Consider the following 20768-nt stretch of genomic DNA (forward strand, 5'->3'; position numbering starts at 1 on the left):
AAAAAAAATTGCCCATGGGCAATTTCCGCGGGCGGGGTCAGAATTGCCCGTGGGCAATTTTCCAGATCAGGCGTCGAATTCGGCTTTGAGATACGCGGAAAATGCGCCTTCAAGCTGGGCGCGGGACATGCCTGCGTCGAACTCAATCTGTATCTTGCGCCCTTTCTGTGCCACCTCAATCCCCTTGTCATGGGCACTGCGGCGATAGATACGGCCCGTCGGTTCGGGCTTGGGTTGCGCGGGTTTGCCTGCACGGTTCAGGCGGCGCATGACCGTAGCGGAATCCACAAATGAACCGCGTCCGGCCCGGGCTTGCGCTTGTTCCCGGCCGATGGCACCAGCCTCTTCCAACACCGGGCGGGAGGTTTCGGGCTGTGCCAGAAGCGGTTTCAATTCGCGTGCATTCCGCTCACGAATTTCGCGGATGTTCGGAAACGCATCGACGATGGATTGCGGCAGCTTCGCCAATTGCAGGTAGCGCGACAGCCACGGCTGGCTGACCTCTAGCCGCTCAGCCATCGCCTTTTGCCTACCACCGTAGTAGCGCGCGACCGCATCAGCGTAGTCGAGTGCACGCTCGTAGTCTGAAATATCCTCTCGGTCGCGGTTTTCGATATCAGCAAGACGGAACGCTTCCTCGTCTGAAAGCTGCCGCGCCTCAACCAGATATTTGAACTGCGTGTAGTTGTTGGCGCGAAGCCATGAGACGGCAAAGTGACGGCGCGCGCCGCAGATCACTTCGAAGTCGTAGCCTTCATCATCTACGGGCCGCACGATGGCTGGGAATTCCTGCTGACCCTGAGAGCGAATGCCGTCGATCAGGTCGCGGCAGTTGTCCTCGGTCAGCAGCGCGTAGTCGCGGTTGTGCCGTTCCCACATCCGGCAACGGGCGGGATCGACCCAGCGCAGGGTCTTTTCCTCGACCTCTCCGGCCAGACGATCACTGATCGCAGTGGTGCGTTTCAGGAAGCGGGCACCAGCGCGGTCGGACGCATCGGGCGCCGCCTCCAAATCGCTCAGAACATCATCAAAAATGGCATCGTGCTTGCGGGTCATAGCAGTCCCTCCTTGCGCAGTTGCGCGTGATGGCTTGGCCAAGTCTTGCGGATCAGCACCTCGATCTCGCGGCAGACGGCATCCAGATAGGCGCGGCAGCGTTTGTGCGTCTCGGTCCGGGTCGCCGGTCCGGTCAGCTCATAGACGGTGGACAGGTTCGCCGCGGCATTGTCGATCTCGGCGCTGTCCTTGAGCACCGATTGCAACATGTCCATGGGGAAGACCGCGTCCATCATCCGTTTGATCGCCATATGCGCCGATTTCGAGTCATTCATCTTGGTTGCGAGAATCTTAACGAAGGCATAATCGCGCGTACCCCCGTGGCGAGCGAGTTCGTTAAGTGTTGCGCCCAGCATCTTGAGGAAATGCGCGGTCGAGCCGAAATCGATGTTGTTGGGCGGGGCAGGAATCACCAGCGCATCCGCCGCCCGCAGCACCGACAGGGACAACATCCCAAGGGCAGGGGGTGGGTCCAGCAGGATAACATCGAACCGGTCCTTGATCGTCTCTAACCCGTTGCGAAGACGGTCCAACACGAACACCTGCTCCCGCGCCATACGGGCGGCGAATTCGTATTCCGCGTCATAGAGGCCGAGGTTGGCTGGGATCAGCGCGATATTGGGCCAGTACGTGGCGCGCAGCGCATAGGACAGATCCTGCGGACCACCGTGGCGGAAAAAGGGGTAGAGCGTGTCTTCCTCCTCATCCACGTCAACATCGGGGTTGAGGCCAAAGACCGACGTCGTGCTGGCTTGGCTGTCGCAATCCACCACGCAGACGCGGTAGCCTTGCAGGGCGAGGTGTTGAGCGAAATGACAGACCATCGTTGACTTGCCGACGCCGCCCTTGAAGTTCTGAATGGCGAGGACCATCGCCGGGTCGCTATCAGCACGGTGGGGCAGGGTACCGAACACCTGCCGCATCCGATTGACGTCGGCCAGTGAATATCCCGTGCGGCGGCCCGTGTTCGGGTCTTTTTCAGGCATGGGAAGACGGCCATCCGCTTCGGCGTCGCGGATCAGTTTGTCGCTGCGGCCCACCATATCGGCGGCCCGTTTCACGTTGAATCGCAGGTCGAGCGTTTTTTGCGCGCCCGGCGCATACAACCGGTCACGCAGTCTGTCGATCACCGTGGATGCGCGGGTGGCAAGTTTGTCTAACTCATCGAGCGAGACAGGGGGTAGGGCGGACTGCTCCATTTCGGACCTCTTTCGGGGGCGTTGGTCCGAATCATGACGGGTGTCGGCGATTGCCTCAAGTGCAAACTTTTTGAGGGAAGGCTAAAAAAGCGGAACTTGATGGTTGAGACTTCAAAAGTCGGAAAACTGACAACGTCTCGCATGTTATTGGAAGTCTAGAGGATAGTAAGCGTGATAGAACCCACAATGTATGTGCTTGCTGGTTTTGCGCCCACGGTTGCCACCAGACACCCAGAAAATTCCAAACAAAAAGCACCCTTCTATTCTAATTTCATAGTGTTCTTTGTTCCGGGCAGATAAAGCTCTGAAATTACAGGGAAAAGAAGCGTCAGCCCTTACATCATGGGATTGATTGGCTTACGTCTTGGGACGCTAAAACCTACATCATGGGGTCATAAAACTTACGTATCGGGTGCGCTCCAATCCTTACGTTTTGGGTGAGCCCTGTGGCTGACTCAGCCCTTTGATTTTTGGGTGTATTTCGAATCACTTGGCGGACCCGTTGATTCGCTCCTGCTCGTTTAACCTTACAAATTGGGTGCCTTCGTTTTCGTGGACGCACCGGGTGCAGACTGTTATTCTTACGTCGCACTACCCGTCAGAGGTAAGAGAAGAGCAGCATGGCGGATCGCCCAACCCAATCCTACCGGACCATTGACGCCCGGCCAAATGCGCAAAGCCTGGTGAAGCCGGGCGAGCTGGTGGACCTGGTGGAGGTCACGCCGCTGACGCTGGCTGACAGGCGCATCTACAACCAGCTTCTGGAGAATGCGTGGGATGCGATTGAAAAGCCGGTCACACATGTAATTTCCAAGTCCGATTTGCGTGGGTCGCACAATTCCAACGACAGGGTAGGGGAGTCGGTCGAGCGATTGATGTCTGCCATCGTCAAGGTGAAGGTCACGCATGAGGGCGAAGATGCCATCGAGCGGGTGCAGCTTTTGGGTGGAAACATCGAGACGACGCGGCGCGACGGGGTGCTCGAATATGAGATCCCGCAGCGGCTGCGGAAGATCATCAAGGACTCGACCGTTTTTGCCCGGCTTCAGCGTGAAGTGATGTTTGCGCTCAGTTCCAAATACGCGCTGACACTCTACGAGATGATCCAGAAGCGGGGGAACCTTCGCTATCGGTCGTCGGAGAAATTTGCGCTGGATGACCTGCGTGGGGTGCTGGGCGTGCCCAAGGGCAAGCTGACCTCGTGGTCGAACCTGAAGCTGCGGGCGATTGAACCGGCCGTGGCCGAGGTGAATATGTTGTCGGACTACGTGGTTGAGATTGAGCCCGTGAAGACCGGGCGACGGGTCACCCATATCGAGCTCAAATGGTGGCGCAAGGATGGGGCAGGGACGGCAGAGATGGAGCGCGAGCTGTCCTTTTCCAAGATTGGGCGAAAGGCCCGGATGACCAATACGGCCGAGGATCTGAAGCCCCGGCCTGCATGGCTTGAGGCCGCAGGTCCGGCGCTACGCACCGAAACTTATGAGACAGCGCGCCTGCGCTATCCGGGTTACGACATCTACCACGTGGAAAAGGAGTGGCGGTCCTGGTCCGCAGGGAAAGAGCCGCCGCGTGACGCGGACCGTGCCTACCTCGCCTTTTTCCGGAGCTTTGCGGAAAACAACCCGCTGCGCTAGCGTGGACCCATGAACTCCGTTCGTTTCCGTCTGTTGATCCTGGCCCTTGCGCCGATGGTCGTGCTGATGCCGCTTCTGCTGTTCCTTGGCATGACGCGGTGGACGGCGGATTATGACGAGGTGCTGATCGCCAATGTGGAAAGTGATCTGCGGATTGCGGAGCAGTACCTGTCACGCTTGATGGTTCAGACAGGGGACGAGTTGCAGGCGGTCGCCGGGTCGGTGGAGTTTGCGCAGACGCCGCCATCGGGGCGTGATGCGTTCTTTGATGAAAAGCGCGCGACGCTTGAACTGGATTTCCTCTACTTCCTGCCGCGCGCGACCATCACCGAGACATGGCCGGTCATCCAGAGTGCGGCGGAAGGGCAGGGGCGGACCGAGATTGACATCTTTTCCGCAGAAGAATTGGCGGCGATTTCGCCTGATCTGGCAGAGCAGGCGCGCCTGCCGTTGATCGACACCGAAGCGGCGGTGCCCACAGACCGCACGGTTGAGGATCGGGGGATGGTTATCCACTCGGCAACGCCAGTGACCTTGCGCGGGCGCGATGGCGTGCTCGTCGGGGGTATCTTGCTGAACCGGAACCTGAGCTTCATCGATACGATCAACGCACTGGTCTATCAGGACGGTACTGCGGACGGTTTGAGGCAAGGGACCGCGACGCTGTTCCTGGAGGATGTCCGGGTCTCCACCAATGTCCGTCTGTTTGAAGATGTGCGCGCCCTCGGGACGCGCGTGTCGGCCGCCGTGCGGGGCAAGGTGCTGGGCGAGGGGCGCACATGGCTCGACCGGGCGTTCGTGGTGAACGACTGGTACATCTCGGGCTATCTGCCGCTGACCGACAGCTTTGGGCACTACGTGGGTATGTTGTATGTCGGTGTGCTTGAGGAGCCATTTACCATTGCCAAGCGCAATGCGTTCCTAGTTATTCTTGCAGCCTTTGTCGCCGTTCTGTTGTTGTCCGCGCCTGTGTTCCTGCGGCTGGCCAAGGGCATCTTTACGCCGTTGGAACGGATGACGCATACGATGTCTCTTGTGCAGCGCGGCAACATGTCCGCACGCAACGGTGCTGAAGGGGGCACAGGTGAGATTGGAGCGGTTGCCGGCCACCTCGATGACCTGTTGGACCAGGTGCAGGAGCGGGACGAAGAGTTGAACGTGCGTGTGGCCAAGCGCACGGAGGAATTGCAGCGCGCCAATGAGAAGCTGGAAGAGACGTTCCGGCAATTGGTGATGAGCGAAAAGCTTGCTTCGATTGGTGAGATCACTGCAGGTGTCGCGCATGAGATCAACAACCCGGTGGCTGTTATCCAGGGCAACATGGATGTGATCCGAGAGAGCCTTGGGGAAGACGGTGTCGCCATCCGGACCGAGCTGGGGCTGGTCGATCGCCAGATTGCCCGCATCCAGACCATCGTTGGCAAGCTACTGCAATTCGCACGGCCGGGGGAGTTTGCTGATCTGGAGCAGACAGTGCCGCTGGAGCCGGTGATCACGGATTGTCTGGTGCTGGTCAATCACGTGATCTCGCAGTCCGATATCAAGGTCGAGACACGGTTCGATGCTGTGAATGATGTGCGTATTGATCCCGGCGAATTGCAGCAGGTGCTGATCAACCTGATTATGAACGCGGTACAGGCGATGGGGTCGGAAGGGGTACTGACCTTGCAGACGATGGACGTTGAGCGCGATGGCAGATCCGGCGTTTGCATGACCGTGTCAGATACCGGGCCAGGAATAGCAACTGACAAGGTTGATGACGTTTTTGCGCCGTTCTATACGACCAAGCAGGCCGAGGGCACAGGACTAGGCCTGTCGATCTCGCAGACATTGATCCAGCGGGCCGGGGGGCTGATCAGTGCGCACAACCGCCAGGACGGTGGTGCCTGTTTCGAGATTTGGTTGCCGACAGCCGAGCAGGAAACCGACGCTTTGTCTGCCAGCGCGTAGCACCGAGTCGGGCCTCTGTGGCCTCCGTGATTCTGGGTATGCCTCTGTACGTCAGCGTTGGTTGACAATTTGTCACAGGCCCCGGTGTAAACTTGTCTTACGCTAACAGTATACAAACGGATACCGTTCTATTTTGACGGGAAAATGCTATCCCGCAGAAAAACATGGGAAAATCGGCCTTGGTTTAAAATAATTTACAAATTGCGTTCGGTGTCAGAACATTCCTTTACAAAAAAACTGTTCAAGACCAGTGCACAACGCACGATTTTACAAAACCGTGTATGGTCAACCTCAACAGGCGAGTGATGCACGCCCCGGGTGAAGAAGCCGATGCAAAGCGGATCTGATCCCAAACCGGAGGAGACCCATGAATATTCAAAACACGCCGAATTCGGCCGTTTTTCCGCCGTCCGATGAGACGAAGGCCCGCGCCCATCTGGACGCCGAAGGCTATGCCAAGATGTATGCCGCGTCCGTTGCCGACCCTGATGCGTTCTGGGGTGAGCAAGGCAAGCGGCTGGACTGGATCAAACCGTACACCAAGGTCAAGAATACTTCGTTCGCTCCGGGCAACATCGACATTCGCTGGTTCGAGGATGGCACGCTGAACGTGGCGGCCAACTGCATCGACCGGCATCTTGAGACGCGTGGCGATCAGACGGCCATCATCTGGGAACCGGATGATACGTCCAAGGTCGAACCGAAACATATCACTTATCGCGACCTGCACCGCTCTGTTTGCAAGATGGCAAACATCCTCGAAGAGCTTGGGGTTCGCAAAGGCGACCGGGTTGTCATTTACCTCCCCATGATCCCGGAAGCCGCTTATGCGATGCTGGCCTGTGCCCGCATCGGTGCCATCCATTCCATCGTGTTTGCCGGATTCTCCCCGGACGCCCTCGGGGCGCGGATCAACGGCTGTGACGCCAAGGTTGTCATCACCGCCGATTACGCGCCCCGAGGCGGACGGGAGACGCCTTTGAAGTCAAACACCGACGCGGCGCTGTTGCATTGCAAGGACAGCGTGAAGTGTCTGGTGGTGAAGCGGACGGGCGGTCAGACGACCTGGACCGACCGCGACTATGACTACAACGAGATGGCGCTTGAAGCGTCTGACTATTCCGCGCCTGCCGAGATGGGGGCCGAGGATCCGTTGTTCATTCTGTACACCTCTGGCTCGACCGGTCAGCCGAAGGGCGTTGTTCACACCACCGGTGGCTATCTGACCTATGCGGCGATGACCCATCAGTACACATTCGACTATCACGAAGGTGACGTGTTCTGGTGTACGGCCGATGTGGGCTGGGTCACGGGCCACAGCTATATTGTTTATGGACCGCTCGCCAATGGCGCGACCACCATCATGTTCGAAGGCGTGCCCACCTTCCCCGATGCGGGGCGTTTCTGGGATGTGTGCGAACGCCACAAGGTCACGCAATTCTACACGGCACCCACTGCCATTCGCGCCTTGATGGGTGCCGGGAATGAGTGGGTTGAGAAGTACGATCTGTCGTCCTTGCGCTTGCTTGGCTCGGTTGGTGAGCCGATCAACCCCGAAGCCTGGACCTGGTATCACGAGGTTATCGGCAAGGGCGCGTGCCCGATTGTCGATACGTTCTGGCAGACCGAAACCGGCGGTCACATGCTAACACCGCTGCCGGGTGCGACCGACCTGAAGCCCGGATCGGCACAGCAGCCATTCTTTGGTGTGCAGCCTGTGGTTCTCGATCCGCAAAGTGGGGTCGAGCTGGATGGCAATGGGATCGAAGGGGTCCTCTGTATCAAGGACAGCTGGCCCGGTCAGATGCGCACCGTCTGGGGTGATCATGAGCGGTTCGAGAAGACCTATTTCGGGGACTACAAGGGGTACTATTTCTCAGGTGACGGCTGTCGTCGGGACGCGGATGGCGATTATTGGATCACGGGTCGTGTCGATGACGTGATCAACGTGTCCGGTCACCGGATGGGCACGGCTGAAGTTGAGAGCGCGCTGGTAGCACATGCCAAAGTCGCTGAAAGCGCTGTCGTTGGCTATCCGCACGAGGTGAAAGGGCAGGGCATCTATGCCTATGTTACCCTGATGAACGGCGAAGAACCCAGCGACGCGCTGCGCAAGGAGCTGGAAACCTGGGTGCGGACCGAGATTGGTCCGATTGCCAAGCCCGACCTGATCCAGTGGGCGCCGGGTCTGCCTAAGACACGCTCAGGCAAGATCATGCGCCGCATCCTGCGCAAGATTGCCGAGGATGACTTTGGCTCGCTTGGCGACACCTCGACCCTGGCCGATCCGTCGGTTGTGGATGACCTGATCGAGAACCGCATGAACCGGAGCGACACATGATGGACGGTGCAACCGTAGACGCGCAGATCCGTCCCGTGAACGTGATCCTTCTTGGACCTCCGGGTGCGGGCAAGGGAACGCAGGCGCAGCGGTTGGTCGACACGCACGGCATGGTGCAGCTGTCGACCGGCGACATGCTACGTGCGGCCAAATCCTCAGGGTCCGAGATGGGCAATCGTGTCGCCGAAGTTATGGCGCGCGGAGAGCTTGTGACCGATGAGATCGTTATCGGCCTGATCGAAGAGAAGTTGACCGGCAGCGATGCCGCCGGGTTTATCTTTGATGGTTTCCCCCGGACCTTAGCACAGGCCGATGCGCTTGGTGCGCTGCTGGACAGAACTGGGCACACGCTGGATGCGGTGATCGAGTTGCAGGTTGATGACGAGATCCTTGTGGACAGGATTGTTGGTCGAGCGGAGCAAGCGCGCGCAGCCGGGCAGCCGGTTCGGGCGGATGACAATGCCGAAAGCCTGAAGCTGCGGCTGATGGAATATTACAAAAAGACCTCGCCGCTCATTGGCTATTTCCATGCCAAGGGCGTGCTGCAATCCCTCGACGCGATGGGAGAGATCGACGCGATTGCGGCGACCCTGTCGGGGATGGTGAAGGACGCCGCCACCTGACGACCGGCGTGTCCTGACAAATCTATCACGCGGCACCTGTTTGGCCGCGCCTGTTCCCCGTGTGCGTGGGGGATGGGGTGGTCCCGGCTTGTCCGGGACCGTGTTGCACCGCCTATGACCTGTATCAAAGCACGGACAGTGAACGGTGCGCAGAGTGGAGGAAACATGCGGTGCTCAGGCAGCTTGAGCACATGCACCGACCGACGGGGCCACGCGCGGTCCCGCACTGAAACCAAAGGAGGAGCCGCCATGGCGGAAGAAACCACAAACATTGCCCGAGCGTCCGAAGCGGACAAGGGCTACTGGGCGGCCAACGTCCGCATGATTTTGATCTCACTGGTCATTTGGGCACTCGTGTCCTTTGGCTTTGGCATCATCTTGCGCCCCGCGCTGAGCGGGATTTCCGTGGGTGGCACCGACCTGGGCTTTTGGTTCGCGCAGCAGGGAGCGATTCTGGTCTTTCTTGCGCTGATCTTTTTCTACGCCTGGCGGATGAACAAGCTCGATAAGCAATATGGCGTGGACGAGGAGTAAGAGAGATGGACCAGTTTACCCTTAACCTGCTGTTTGTGGGCGCGTCCTTTGCGCTCTACATCGGCATCGCTGTCTGGGCCCGCGCGGGTTCGACCAGCGAATTCTACGCTGCCGGTCGCGGCGTGCACCCTGTCACCAACGGTATGGCGACTGCGGCCGACTGGATGTCGGCGGCCTCTTTCATCTCGATGGCGGGCCTGATCGCTTTCACCGGCTATGACAACTCATCCTTCCTGATGGGCTGGACCGGTGGTTACGTGCTGTTGGCGCTGCTTCTCGCACCTTACTTGCGCAAGTTCGGAAAGTTCACGGTGTCCGAGTTCATCGGCGACCGCTTCTATTCCGGGACAGCGCGCATGGTGGCCGTGATCTGCCTGCTAGTGGCGTCGATCACCTATGTGATCGGTCAGATGCAGGGCGTGGGCATCGCCTTTGGTCGCTTCCTTGAGATTGATGCGACGTGGGGACTGCTGTTGGGATCCTGTGTTGTGTTTGCCTATGCCGTGTTTGGCGGCATGAAGGGTGTGACGTACACGCAGGTGGCACAGTACTGCGTGCTGATCACTGCCTATACCATTCCGGCGGTCTTTATCTCGCTGCAACTGACGGGCAACCCGATCCCGGCACTGGGTTTGTTTGGTTCGACCGAAAGCGGTGAGCCACTGCTGGCCAAGCTGGACCAGATCGTGACGGACCTTGGCTTTGCCGAATACACGGCGGCCCATGGATCGACCCTGAACATGGTGTTGTTCACCCTTTCGCTGATGATCGGTACTGCTGGCCTGCCCCACGTGATCATGCGCTTCTTTACGGTGCCCAAGGTATCGGATGCCCGTTGGTCTGCTGGTTGGACGCTGGTGTTCATTGCTTTGCTCTATCTGACGGCGCCTGCTGTGGGTGCCATGGCACGCCTGAACATCTCGGAACTGATGTGGCCGAATGGGATCGATAGTGCTGCGGTAAGTGTCGAGCAAATCGACAACGATCCGGAATATGCCTGGATGGAAACGTGGCAGCAGACCGGTCTTCTGGATTGGGAAGACAAGAACGGCGACGGCATGATCCAGTACTACAACGATGCCAATGCTGATCTGCAGGCCAAGGCGGCCGAGAATGGGTGGGTCGGAAACGAGTTGACCAAGTTCAACCGCGACATCCTTGTTCTCGCCAATCCCGAGATCGCGTCCCTTCCGGGCTGGGTGATCGGCCTAGTGGCGGCGGGTGGCCTTGCGGCGGCCTTGTCCACGGCGGCGGGCCTGCTTCTGGCGATCTCGTCGGCGGTGTCCCACGACTTGCTGAAAGGTCAGCTGACCCCGAACATGTCAGAGAAATCCGAGCTGCTTGCGGCCCGTATTTCGATGGCGGCAGCGATTGTGGTGGCTGTGATCCTGGGTCTGAACCCGCCGGGCTTTGCGGCCCAGACGGTGGCGCTGGCCTTTGGTCTGGCGGCGGCCTCGATCTTCCCTGCGCTGATGATGGGCATCTTCTCGACCCGCATCAACAACGTGGGCGCGGTTGCGGGCATGTTGGCCGGTCTGGTTGTGACCTTGCTGTACATCTTCCTACACAAGGGCTGGTTCTTTATCCCGGATACCAACAGCTTCACGGATGCTGATCCGCTTCTGGGGCCGATCAAGTCGACGTCATTCGGCGCGATTGGGGCCATGGTCAACTTCGCCACAGCTTACGTGGTGTCCGGCATGACCAAGGAAACCCCGCAAGAGATCAAGGACCTGGTGGAAAGCGTGCGCATCCCGCGTGGAGCGGGTGCCGCAGCGGCGGACCACTAAGGGCGGCCAGAGCGCATCGCAGTCTCTCTTCCCTGCGATGCGCCTTTTGATCCTGAACCTGCCCGCGATCCTCGTGGGCAGGTTTTTATCCTTCACAGGGTGATGTGATGCCGCTTGAGACTGAACACGCGCAATTCCTGGCTTCGGTCCATCCGTATGACGCGCTGTGCGTGGATGATCTGGAAGCACTGGTCGGTCAGTGCACAACCGAAGCATTTGGCGATGGTGCACCCGTGTTTCGTGTCGGGGACGACATCCAATACCTCTATGTCATCGTCTCGGGCGAGGTTGAGGTCACGGACGAAACGGACGTGCAGCTGTCCCTTCTGGGTCCGCGCAATTCGTTTGGAGAACGCGCGTTGCTGCGGGGTGGCCCATCACAGCGCACGGCTGTCGCGGTTGATCAGACAACGTTGATCCTTGTTCCAGCACAGGTGTTGCACGAATTGATCCGTGAGCATCCCAAGGTGGCACGCTTCTTTGATCGTCGTCACCCGGCGCTGGTGGATGCCAAGGATTTGACCGTATTGCCTGTAAACCAGCTGATGACCCGTGATCCGGTCACATGCTTGCCCAGCGATACGATCCGCACAGCAGCCGAACAGATGGCGCAGCACCATATCTCATCCATCTGTGTTACCGGGCCGGAATGTTTTCAGGGGATTGTCACGGTGCGCGACATGAATGCCAAGGTTGTTGCCGGCGGTGCGGATCCGGGTCAGTCCGTGTCAACGATCATGACGCCTGATCCCTTGGCCCTGCCGCCAAGCGCGTTGGGTATGGATGTGCTGCATATGATGATGGAGCGTCGCATTGGTCACGTGCCTATTGTCGAGGACGGACAGCTGTTGGGTATTGTGACCCAAACGGACCTGACCCGCTTTCAGGCGCTGTCATCCGCCGATCTGGTGCGCCGTGTGGCCGAGGCAGATGATGCGCTGGCCATGGCGAGAGTCACGGCAGAGATTCCGGCCCTGTTGGCGCAGTTGGTGGGGATGGGGACACGGCATGATGTCGTGACTCGTCTGATCACAGATATCGCTGATACCGCGACCCGCCGTTTGCTGTCTTTGGCTGAGGCAGAGCTGGGTGCGTCGCCTGTTCCGTATCTCTGGTTGGCCTGCGGGTCACAAGGGCGGCGGGAGCAGACCGGCGTGTCGGATCAGGACAATTGTCTGATCCTGTCGGATGACGCGACCGATGCGGATCTGCCTTACTTTGCGAAGCTGGCGCAGTTTGTCAGCGATGGCCTGAATACTTGCGGTTACATCTACTGCCCCGGTGATATGATGGCGACCAACCCGCGCTGGTGTCAGCCGCTGTCGGTTTGGCGTGCCTATTTCAACGGGTGGATTGCCAAGCCCAACCCGGAGGCGCAGATGCTGGCCTCGGTCATGTTTGATCTGCGACCGATTGGTGGCGACGAAAGCCTGTTTGCTGATCTTCAGGCCGAGACTTTGGAGAGGGCGTCGCGCAACTCGATCTTCGTCGCGCATCTGGTGGTCAATTCGCTGAAACATCACCCGCCCTTGGGGATGCTGCGCGGGCTTGCAACCATACGTTCAGGCGAACATCGCAATCAGTTGGACCTGAAGCACAATGGGGTGGTGCCAGTGGTTGATCTGGGCCGCGTCTACGCTTTGCAGGGGCAGTTGACGACAGTGAACACCCGGGCGAGGCTCGAAGCGGCGGTAGCAGCGGGTGGCTTGTCTGCCACTGGTGGCGCTGACCTGTTGGATGCCTACGATCTGATTGCAACCACGCGGTTGGAGCATCAGGCCGCGCAGGTGAAAGCGGGGCAGGGGCCGGACAACTACTTGTCGCCGGCCACTCTATCAGATTTCGAGCGTAGCCACTTAAGGGATGCTTTCGTAGTCGTGAAAACCATGCAATCGGCTGCTGGTTCAGGCAAAGGGACGTTGGGATAAGCCATGTTTGTAGAACTGATCGCAACCCTATTTGCCGGGATCGGATGCGCCGGCATTGTCATGGTGCTCAATATGGTGACAGGCAAGCGCCTGCCAAAGTGGCTTATGCCTGTCGCGGCAGGTGCTGGGATGATCGGCATGACCATTTCCAACGAATACACGTGGTTTGGGCGCACGGCAGAGCGGCTGCCCGAGGGTGTAGAGATCGCGATGACGGTGGATGAACAGAGCTGGCTGCGACCCTGGACGCAAGTTTATCCCTACACCAAGCGGTTTGTGGCGGTGGACGTGGCGAACCTGCGCCGGAACGACGCGCAGCCGGATCAGCGGTTGGTGGATTTGTACTTCTTTGGCCGCTGGTCGCCTGTGAACCAGACGCCCCTTCTCCTGGACTGCGCGGGTGCGCGGTCTGCGGTGCTGATTGACGGGGCAGAGTTTGCGGCGGACGGTTCGGTTGCCGATGCCGACTGGCATGCGATGCCTGGTGACGACCCGGTTCTGGCGATGGTGTGCGAGACCTGACGTGCTGACCCGCCTTTCCCTGCGCTTGCGGATTTTCCTGTTTTTCTGCGCTTTGGCAGCGGGTGGGGTCGGGCTCGCAGCGGGGGCGCTATATTTTGGTTGGGCACGGGCGGAGCCCGCTTTGCCAACCGGGCCATTTGTAACAGCCTTTATCGTTTTTTCATTTCTCAACACTGGAATGGCTGTCGTGGTCTGGCTGTTGTTCGATGAGAATGTTGCCAAGCCGATCAACACGCTTGCAGCCAACTTGCGGCTGCGGGCGCATTCCGGTGTGGAGTCAGAGTTGGATTTGGATGCGGCCCGCTACCTTGGGGATCTTGCCCCTGCTGCACAGGCCGTGTCGCATACGCTCAGTTCGAGCGTCATGGACACTGCATCTGCCGTGGCCAGCGAGACTGCGCGACTGCAGGCAGAGGCCGAACGTCTGACCGCTCTTTTAACCGAGATTCCCGTTGCCACGATCATGGTGAATGAGCGTATGGGCATTGTCCTGTATGACGGGCAGGCGGCGGACATCTTGTCTGGTATAGCGCCGCCGCGACTCAAGGCGCCCCTGGTCGACTACTTCTATGCGGCTGATCTGGGGCGGGCGAAGTCCACGCTGAACCAGACGGGTGCCGAGGTGGCGTTTGATCTGCGGGACAAGGATGCAACAACGACATACGAGGCGAAGCTGAAGCCGCTGGATGGGGCAGGGTACATGCTGCTGATCGATATGCCAAAGGCGCCGTTGAAGCCCGAGGCGGCGCGCCCGCTGGTTTATGACTTTGACCTGTTGAATGCCGGTGATGTTACAGACATGCAGGACACGGCGTTGTCCGAACTGTGTTTTGTTGCGTTTGATTCCGAAACAACCGGTCTTTCCACTGAAAAGGACGACGTTGTGCAGTTGGGGGCGGTCCGCGTTTTGAACGGACGGATTGTCGAAGGCGAGGTGTTGGACAGCTACGTCGATCCTGGCCGTCCTATCCCGCCTGCATCAACAGCGGTGCACCATGTTTCGGACGCGCATGTCGCGGGAGCACCTGATTTTGCAACGGCAGGCCGCGCGTTGCACGGGTTCTGTCAGGACGCCGTTCTGGTCGCTCACAACGCGCCGTTTGATCTGGCGTTTTTGCGACGTGCCCAGGCGCAGATGAGTGTGATTTGGGATCATCCTGTGCTTGATACCGTTCTTTTGTCGGCGATTGTCTTTGGCACAACCGAAGAACACAGCTTGGATGCGTTGTGTGCGCGGCTTGAAATTATCATACCGTCCGATCTGCGGCATACCGCCCTGGGTGACGCAAAGGTCACTGCAGAAGCACTGGTCAAGTTGATCCCGCTTCTGGAGGGCAAAGGGTTGCGCACGCTGTCGGATGTGATCGCGGAAAGCAAGAAACACGGGCGACTGTTGCAGGATTTGAATTGATCTACGTCTTGTGTCAGATCAATTCGCCCCTTTATACTACTGAGTAGTAGCGGGAGATGTAAGATGTCTGTCAAAGCGTCCGTGTCGATCACGGACCAACAGGATGAATTTACCCGTCAGTTGGTGGCGGATGGGCAATATGCCAGTGTCAGCGCGGTCGTGCAGCGTGGTCTTGAGCTTGTTCGGTCCGAGAAGGAACGTGAAGCAGCAGAGCTGGCTGCGCTACAGGCCTTTTTCGCCGAGCGCGCGTCAGGACCATTTGTGTCGGTGGAGGACGGGCGTCGTCGAACCGAGGACATGATCGCGGCCAAAATCCGTGCCCAAAGAGTTTAAGGTTCTACGCAGCACTGCTTGCGATGCAGACATAGAGCTTATCTTTGATCACCTGTTCCAATCATATCTGGACCTGGGTGAGGCGGTAGATGACGCGTTGAATCGGGCAGCGGGCCGAGTGCGTGGCATCGAGAAGGCTTTGGCACGTCTGGGGCATGTTCCGTTTCAGGGCACACTTGCGCCGCAGATCTTGGATGACCTGCGGCACGTAACCAAGGATAGGGCAGTGTTCTATTTCGTTTCTGATGCCAAACGGATGGAAGTGCGTGTTCTGGGTGTCTTTTTTGGCGGTCAGGACCACCGTACCCACATCCTGCGCCGGATCATCGTGGATGGCCTTTAATTTGTATTATGTAAAAAAATCAGCCTGGAGTTGCGGAATGTCGCCTGATGGAGGCCGGAACGTGAGAGAAAGAATGCCGTTCATCTGGCGTTCATTTTTGCGCGTGGCCAACGTTCATCTGCATATGCAACTTACTAGTGGTTTTGGGGAACAATCTGCACGAAACGCAGGTGGTATCGGGCATAGTATGGTGCAAAAGGTGAGCAAGCGGGCAAGTGGCAGCGATGTCATTGCCGCCGCGAAGCAGCGGATTCGCGCGCTCAGGCTGGCGATGAGCCTGCTCGTGATGATTGCTGTCAGTTTGACTTTGATTTCGGAGGCGCAGGCACAGTCCGCCAGTTTTCGATCCGTTGATACCAATTCAGATCGAATGCTCAGCTTCGATGAACTGGTAGCGGCCTTTGGGCGCGACGGCGCCAGGCAATTGATGCGAACCACTGATCACAATGGAGACAACATGATCACCATTGGAGAGATCCGGAGAGGTTCGCGGGCAGAGCCGGAGCGCGGAACAAGTCGTCGTGGATCAAGCGGCGATGATGGCGATGACGATGATGATGATGATCGTGATGAACGAGACGATGATGATGATGACAACGATGGCGATAATGACGGCGGCGACAGTGACGGAGGAGGTGGAGACGACGGTGGGGGCGACGATGGCGGCGGAGATGATGGTGGGGGTGATGATGACGATTAAATGAGGAAGCGCGATGCATTCACGGCAGATACAGTCATTCAGTACACGCAAACATTCATTTAACGTTCATCAACATTTCCAGCAGCGGTTCATTTGCTTGCCGGACGCCCATCATCCGAGTTGGAGAAACAAGGGTCATTCAAACGCTACACCACGGAGCAAACCAATGACCAAGATTTACCCACTGACCCCCGCCCTCTGCGAGATTGCCAAATGGGCCTTCACCACGCGACGCGTTGATCGCGGCGACGTCCAGGGCCTGTCCGTCAGTTTTCAGACAGCAAAGGCTGGCGATCTGATGCTGTGTGAAATCGTGGAAATCGGCCAACACAAGAAACTGCAACTGGCAGAGCGGCGCGTGTCTCTCAGCTATCCCGGGGATTTGGTTGTTGTGTGTCTGGGTGATCGCTATGCGCCGGATCAGTTTCTGGCGAGTGCCATCGTCGATGACGACCTGATCGACCTGGTTGCAGGTGGCGGTGTTGCCGGTCGCATTGATGCAGCACATGACTTTATGGACGACGCGACCCGCTTGAAGCCTTTGGGGCTTTTGACCGGCCCAAAAGGTAACGTGATGAATGTCGCGGACTATGCCTTGCCCCCTCTGCCTGCCAATGATCGGGTGACTGTGATCGGGGTGTTTGGTGCCTCGATGAACTCGGGCAAGACCACGGCTGCCTCAAGCCTTGCCCATGGGCTTATGCGGTCCGGCTATTCTGTTGCTGGCGTCAAAGCCACGGGCACGGGCGCGTTTGGCGACTTCAACAGCTTTGAAGATGGTGGCGCCCCTGCGCTCGACTTTACCGACGTGGGGATGGCAACGACCTTCCGCAGACCGCTTGACCAAATCGAGCAAGGTTTTGATACGCTGGTCAGTACGGCAGCTGCGCGCGGTGCTGAAGTGGTTGTCGTTGAAATCGCGGATGGTGTGTTCCAGCAGGAAACGCGCGACATTCTGAAGGCCTCGCGCATCCGGGATCGCCTGGATGGTATCTTGTTTGCTGCGCCGGACGCGCTGAGTGCGCTTGGCGGTGTGATGACGCTTGAACGTTTGCAGTTGTCCCCCTTTGCCATATCCGGAATGGTCAGTTGTTCTCCGCTGGCTACCGCAGAAGCAGCCGAAGTTACTGGCCTGCCCATTCTGTCGCGCGAAGACCTTTGGTCGCCTGAAGCGATTGCATTGCATGTTGCGCCATTGATGCGCCGCGACCATGAAGGTGTGGCGGCATGACCGCCCTTCCCTCAATTGCTACTCAGGGCCGCGTCGTTGATGCGGTCCTGATCACATCATGCGCTGTTGCCCAAGCGATCGCGCTTGCTTTGGGCGCCTTTGCGACGCGAGATGCATTCATGGCACTGCATGCGCAGCACTCACTGTCCATGCAGACGGTCGCGGAACTGGGGACTGCTGGGTTGGTTGCAGGACTATGTCATTTTTTCGCGCGTCAGCGCGCCGAGGCGTTGGGTCAGAGTTACGCGATTGCACTACGCCGGACACTTTATGCACAAATAGCCCGCCTTCCAAAATCGCGCCACGAACAGCGTCGCGTCGGTGCGCTGTCTCTTCGCTTTGTCGGTGACCTTGCAGCTGCGCGCTTGTGGTTCGGGCGTGGCCTTCCTGATGTATTGTCGGCCATCATTGTCTTGCCTGGCGCCATTTGGGTCTTGTTCAGCCTTGATCCGGTTCTGGCCGCAAATGGGCTGATCCCACTTGGCCTTGCCCTGGCGATCATGTGCTTCACCGCATGGCATCTGGAGCTGCGGCACCGAAAACTGAGACGGCGCAGGGCGAACATCGCCATTTCGATGATTGAACGCATCGCAATCGCTCCTGAATTGGATCTCATGGGGCGCACGAACAAAGAGCTGCGCACCCTTGATGAGAAAGGTGCAGCACTAAAAGAGGACGCGGTTGCGCGTCGTGGAAGGACCGCTGGCCTGCAGGCTTTGCTCAAGGTTGGAACGGCACTGTCCGGATTGTTCATGCTCTGGCTTGCGGGTCAGAAAGGTATTGCACCGGCAACCGCTGCAGCATGTTTGTCGGTTCTCGCCATTGTTACGTTGCCTTTGCAAAGCCTTGCAGCATCGTGGGACCGCTATTGCGCGTGGCGCGTTGCGAAGGAAAAGGCGCAAAGGTTGTTGACTGAACCCAAGCTCAAACGCCGGTGGACATCCAAACGCGCACCGATAGCCGTCACCTTGGAAGGCGAGGTAAAGGGCCAATCTGTCCGCTTCCTGGCGGCCGCCGGAGAGGTGACCCGTTTGACGGGGCCACAGTCAGCCCTTAGCGCGCGTATAATCGCAGGTTTGGATCCACATGGCGCAGCCGATGTTCGTTTCGGCAGTCAGACAAGGTCGCCAAAGATCAGTTACATCGGTGATGAGCACATCGGTCTGCAAGGCAGTTTGCGGAGGTCGGTGACCCTTGGGGCGCCAAAGCGCCCACAGGACGGCGCGATCGAACAGGTCCTCTTGGCCTTCGATCTGGGTGACGTATTGCGCGCCCCTAGTGGCCTTGATCAGCGTCTTGCCGAGAATGGGAAGAACCTGACCGCTTCGCAAACACTGCGCGTGGACCTCGCGCGCGCGGTTCTGGCGCAGGCCGACGTTGTTATCATTTCATCAATGCGCTGGACGGCTGACCCACACCAGAAAGAGCTTCTCGACACACTCAGACTCCATTGCCGGGCAACGGTCATCCTCGCCGAGCCAACGACCAGCACTGTTACTTCGTACTAAAGGGACGACCACATGCGCTCCACTACCCTCTTTGGCGTATACGCCGTTGTCATCGTCTTACTCCTGGGCGCATTTGCTGGCCTGACACTCTACAGCTTGGAAAAGTCGCGCTGGTGGGATGCGCGCACGCAACTGGCGCAGGAGTCCCGTACACTTCACCTCCGGCTGGAAGCCAACGTGTATCGTTTGTTCAAGCAACACGGTGACGCGCTATTGATTGGCAACCGTGATGGTGGGGAGCTGGAAGCGGAACTGCGCTCGAAAATTGCCGATAACCTTGTTGAGATTCGAAAGACCATCGGGCGCGAGATCCAGTTGAGTGGCGAAGAGGAAATCGAGGAGCTCGACCTTCTGAACGAAATTGAAGAGGAAATTCAGTCCATCAATGCGGCCATCGCAACATTGACGGAATCCGGTGATCCGGTTGAAACCTTCCTGCAAATCGAACGTCTGGCTGCCTTGCTGGATGACGACATCGATATTGAATTGGATCGCAAGATACAGGCCGCAGTCGATGAAGAATTGGAGGAAGTCCAAGAGGTTCTGGCCGACGCAGATGCCTTCCGCACTTGGAATGAGCGACTTGCATATGGTCTTCTTGTTGTTTTGTTTGGAATGCTGATCATCGGCGGTGTTTCGTTTAACGGCCAGATCCGGCGCCCACTCATTCGCCTGCAACAAAGCATCAATCAATTGCGCAATGGGGATTATTCCGCGTCTGTTGATCTTGGGGGCAGTCGCGAGTTTCGAGAGCTGGGTAACATCCTGAACAGTATGGGTGAGGCCGTCGCCGCGCGAGAAGCCAGCCGCGCAGAACAAAAAACGCAATTGGAGGATCAAGTCGCCACGCGTACGGCCGAGCTTCAGAAGATGATTGATAAACTGGAGTTGGGAGAAGAAAACCGGAAAAGACTGATGGCCGATATCAGCCACGAACTGCGTACACCACTGGCGATCATTCTGGGAGAAGCTGATGTTACACTACGGACATCCAGCAATCTGAACGACGACGTGTCAGACACCCTAGCCCGTATCCGGGATTCTGCAAAACATACAAACCAGATCGTGGATGACATGTTGACCGTGGCACGCCATGAGGCGGGCCAACTGCGTCTTGATCTGGTCGAAACGGATCTGAGAACAGTTGTTCATGATGCTGTGTCCATGTTCCCCGGTGCCGTTGAAATCATTGAAGGTGATCGGCCAGTCTTGGCCCCTGTCGATCCTGTCCGTTTGCGTCAATCCATCCTTGCCCTTTTGCAAAACGCCCGGCGATATGGCGGGCCGTCGATTTCTGTTTCTTTGGAAGATGATCTGGTCAACAACGTGATCACGGTCGAGGACGACGGTCCGGGACTTGATTCTATAGAAAAGGAACAGGCCTTTAATCGGTTCTTCCGCGGCTCAAATGCGTCGGGTCATGGGGTTGAAGGCAGCGGCTTGGGTCTTCCGGTCGTAAAGTCGATTGTCGAGGCGCATGGTGGCGCTGTGGAACTGGTGGACCGATCAGGCGGAGGTTTGAAAGTTGTGATCGCATTGCCCAAGGAGTCTCGGCTGAAAGAGGTGTCCGTAGGAATGTTGCGCAAATCCGCCTAGACGCAGGGCGCAGGTTTGGATTTGGCGACATCGAGTAATAGCTGATGTCATGGGATGGCTTATGTC

17 protein-coding genes are annotated in these 20768 nt (G+C 58.1%); 15 read left to right on the forward strand and 2 right to left on the reverse strand.

Annotated features, from left to right (window positions below):
• Window positions 1-66 precede the first annotated feature (66 nt).
• Window positions 67-1056, reverse strand: a complete 990-nt coding sequence (locus tag IE087_RS22590) for a ParB/RepB/Spo0J family partition protein (RefSeq protein ID WP_189371849.1) — start codon at window positions 1054-1056, stop codon at window positions 67-69.
• The gene (locus tag IE087_RS22595; RefSeq protein ID WP_189371850.1) at window positions 1053-2255 is read right to left on the reverse strand and encodes an AAA family ATPase; all 1203 of its coding nucleotides are present in this window, start codon (window positions 2253-2255) and stop codon (window positions 1053-1055) included. The genes IE087_RS22590 and IE087_RS22595 overlap by 4 nt, the downstream gene beginning before the upstream one ends.
• 620 nt (window positions 2256-2875) lie before the next feature.
• Here IE087_RS22595 and IE087_RS22600 point away from each other — a divergent pair.
• The 15 genes from IE087_RS22600 (at window position 2876) to IE087_RS22670 (ending at window position 20702) form a co-directional block, all read left to right on the forward strand.
• Window positions 2876-3892, forward strand: a complete 1017-nt coding sequence (locus tag IE087_RS22600) for a replication initiation protein (RefSeq protein WP_189371851.1) — start codon at window positions 2876-2878, stop codon at window positions 3890-3892.
• 9 nt (window positions 3893-3901) lie between these two features.
• Window positions 3902-5842 (forward strand): sensor histidine kinase, encoded by a 1941-nt coding sequence (locus tag IE087_RS22605; RefSeq protein WP_189371852.1) that lies wholly within the window; start codon window positions 3902-3904, stop codon window positions 5840-5842.
• Window positions 5843-6209: 367 nt separating this feature from the next.
• Window positions 6210-8183, forward strand: a complete 1974-nt coding sequence (gene acs, locus IE087_RS22610; RefSeq protein ID WP_189371853.1) for an acetate--CoA ligase — start codon at window positions 6210-6212, stop codon at window positions 8181-8183.
• A gap of 35 nt (window positions 8184-8218) precedes the next feature.
• Window positions 8219-8806, forward strand: coding sequence for an adenylate kinase (locus IE087_RS22615; RefSeq protein ID WP_189371909.1), 588 nt, complete (start codon window positions 8219-8221; stop codon window positions 8804-8806).
• A 249-nt stretch (window positions 8807-9055) separates the two neighbouring features.
• Window positions 9056-9340, forward strand: a complete 285-nt coding sequence (locus IE087_RS22620) for a DUF4212 domain-containing protein (RefSeq protein ID WP_189371854.1) — start codon at window positions 9056-9058, stop codon at window positions 9338-9340.
• Window positions 9341-9345: 5 nt separating this feature from the next.
• On the forward strand, window positions 9346-11130 hold the full coding sequence (locus tag IE087_RS22625; protein WP_189371855.1) for a sodium:solute symporter family protein: 1785 nt from the start codon (window positions 9346-9348) through the stop codon (window positions 11128-11130).
• A 107-nt stretch (window positions 11131-11237) separates the two neighbouring features.
• Window positions 11238-13058: a DUF294 nucleotidyltransferase-like domain-containing protein gene (locus IE087_RS22630; protein WP_189371856.1), complete on the forward strand. Its 1821-nt coding sequence runs from the start codon at window positions 11238-11240 to the stop codon at window positions 13056-13058.
• A gap of 3 nt (window positions 13059-13061) precedes the next feature.
• Complete coding sequence (locus IE087_RS22635) at window positions 13062-13580, forward strand: hypothetical protein (protein WP_189371857.1); 519 nt, start codon at window positions 13062-13064, stop codon at window positions 13578-13580.
• 1 nt (window position 13581) lies between these two features.
• On the forward strand, window positions 13582-14991 hold the full coding sequence (locus IE087_RS22640) for a 3'-5' exonuclease (RefSeq protein WP_189371858.1): 1410 nt from the start codon (window positions 13582-13584) through the stop codon (window positions 14989-14991).
• A 63-nt stretch (window positions 14992-15054) separates the two neighbouring features.
• Window positions 15055-15324: a ribbon-helix-helix domain-containing protein gene (locus IE087_RS22645; protein WP_189371859.1), complete on the forward strand. Its 270-nt coding sequence runs from the start codon at window positions 15055-15057 to the stop codon at window positions 15322-15324.
• Entirely contained in the window at window positions 15308-15667 is a 360-nt protein-coding gene (locus IE087_RS22650; RefSeq protein WP_189371860.1) for a type II toxin-antitoxin system RelE/ParE family toxin, read from the forward strand. Before IE087_RS22645 ends, IE087_RS22650 begins: the two co-directional genes overlap by 17 nt.
• Window positions 15657-16367, forward strand: a complete 711-nt coding sequence (locus IE087_RS22655) for an EF-hand domain-containing protein (protein WP_189371861.1) — start codon at window positions 15657-15659, stop codon at window positions 16365-16367. Before IE087_RS22650 ends, IE087_RS22655 begins: the two co-directional genes overlap by 11 nt.
• A gap of 166 nt (window positions 16368-16533) precedes the next feature.
• Entirely contained in the window at window positions 16534-17598 is a 1065-nt protein-coding gene (locus IE087_RS22660) for a P-loop NTPase family protein (protein ID WP_189371862.1), read from the forward strand.
• Entirely contained in the window at window positions 17595-19106 is a 1512-nt protein-coding gene (locus IE087_RS22665) for an ABC transporter transmembrane domain-containing protein (protein ID WP_189371863.1), read from the forward strand. Before IE087_RS22660 ends, IE087_RS22665 begins: the two co-directional genes overlap by 4 nt.
• Window positions 19107-19118: 12 nt before the next feature.
• The gene (locus tag IE087_RS22670; RefSeq protein ID WP_189371864.1) at window positions 19119-20702 is read left to right on the forward strand and encodes a sensor histidine kinase; all 1584 of its coding nucleotides are present in this window, start codon (window positions 19119-19121) and stop codon (window positions 20700-20702) included.
• Window positions 20703-20768 lie beyond the last annotated feature (66 nt).

It is taken from the genome of Tateyamaria omphalii (assembly GCF_014651375.1).
GTDB classification, from domain to species: domain Bacteria; phylum Pseudomonadota; class Alphaproteobacteria; order Rhodobacterales; family Rhodobacteraceae; genus Tateyamaria; species Tateyamaria omphalii.

Coding starts and splice junctions, on each gene's coding strand:
- IE087_RS22590 (WP_189371849.1), bottom strand. CDS start 1,056: ATGACCCGCAAGCACGATGCCATTTTTGATGATGTTCTGAGCGATTTG.
- IE087_RS22595 (WP_189371850.1), bottom strand. CDS start 2,255: ATGGAGCAGTCCGCCCTACCCCCTGTCTCGCTCGATGAGTTAGACAAA.
- IE087_RS22600 (WP_189371851.1), top strand. CDS start 2,876: ATGGCGGATCGCCCAACCCAATCCTACCGGACCATTGACGCCCGGCCA.
- IE087_RS22605 (WP_189371852.1), top strand. CDS start 3,902: ATGAACTCCGTTCGTTTCCGTCTGTTGATCCTGGCCCTTGCGCCGATG.
- acs (WP_189371853.1), top strand. CDS start 6,210: ATGAATATTCAAAACACGCCGAATTCGGCCGTTTTTCCGCCGTCCGAT.
- IE087_RS22620 (WP_189371854.1), top strand. CDS start 9,056: ATGGCGGAAGAAACCACAAACATTGCCCGAGCGTCCGAAGCGGACAAG.
- IE087_RS22625 (WP_189371855.1), top strand. CDS start 9,346: ATGGACCAGTTTACCCTTAACCTGCTGTTTGTGGGCGCGTCCTTTGCG.
- IE087_RS22630 (WP_189371856.1), top strand. CDS start 11,238: ATGCCGCTTGAGACTGAACACGCGCAATTCCTGGCTTCGGTCCATCCG.
- IE087_RS22635 (WP_189371857.1), top strand. CDS start 13,062: ATGTTTGTAGAACTGATCGCAACCCTATTTGCCGGGATCGGATGCGCC.
- IE087_RS22645 (WP_189371859.1), top strand. CDS start 15,055: ATGTCTGTCAAAGCGTCCGTGTCGATCACGGACCAACAGGATGAATTT.
- IE087_RS22655 (WP_189371861.1), top strand. CDS start 15,657: ATGGCCTTTAATTTGTATTATGTAAAAAAATCAGCCTGGAGTTGCGGA.
- IE087_RS22660 (WP_189371862.1), top strand. CDS start 16,534: ATGACCAAGATTTACCCACTGACCCCCGCCCTCTGCGAGATTGCCAAA.
- IE087_RS22665 (WP_189371863.1), top strand. CDS start 17,595: ATGACCGCCCTTCCCTCAATTGCTACTCAGGGCCGCGTCGTTGATGCG.
- IE087_RS22670 (WP_189371864.1), top strand. CDS start 19,119: ATGCGCTCCACTACCCTCTTTGGCGTATACGCCGTTGTCATCGTCTTA.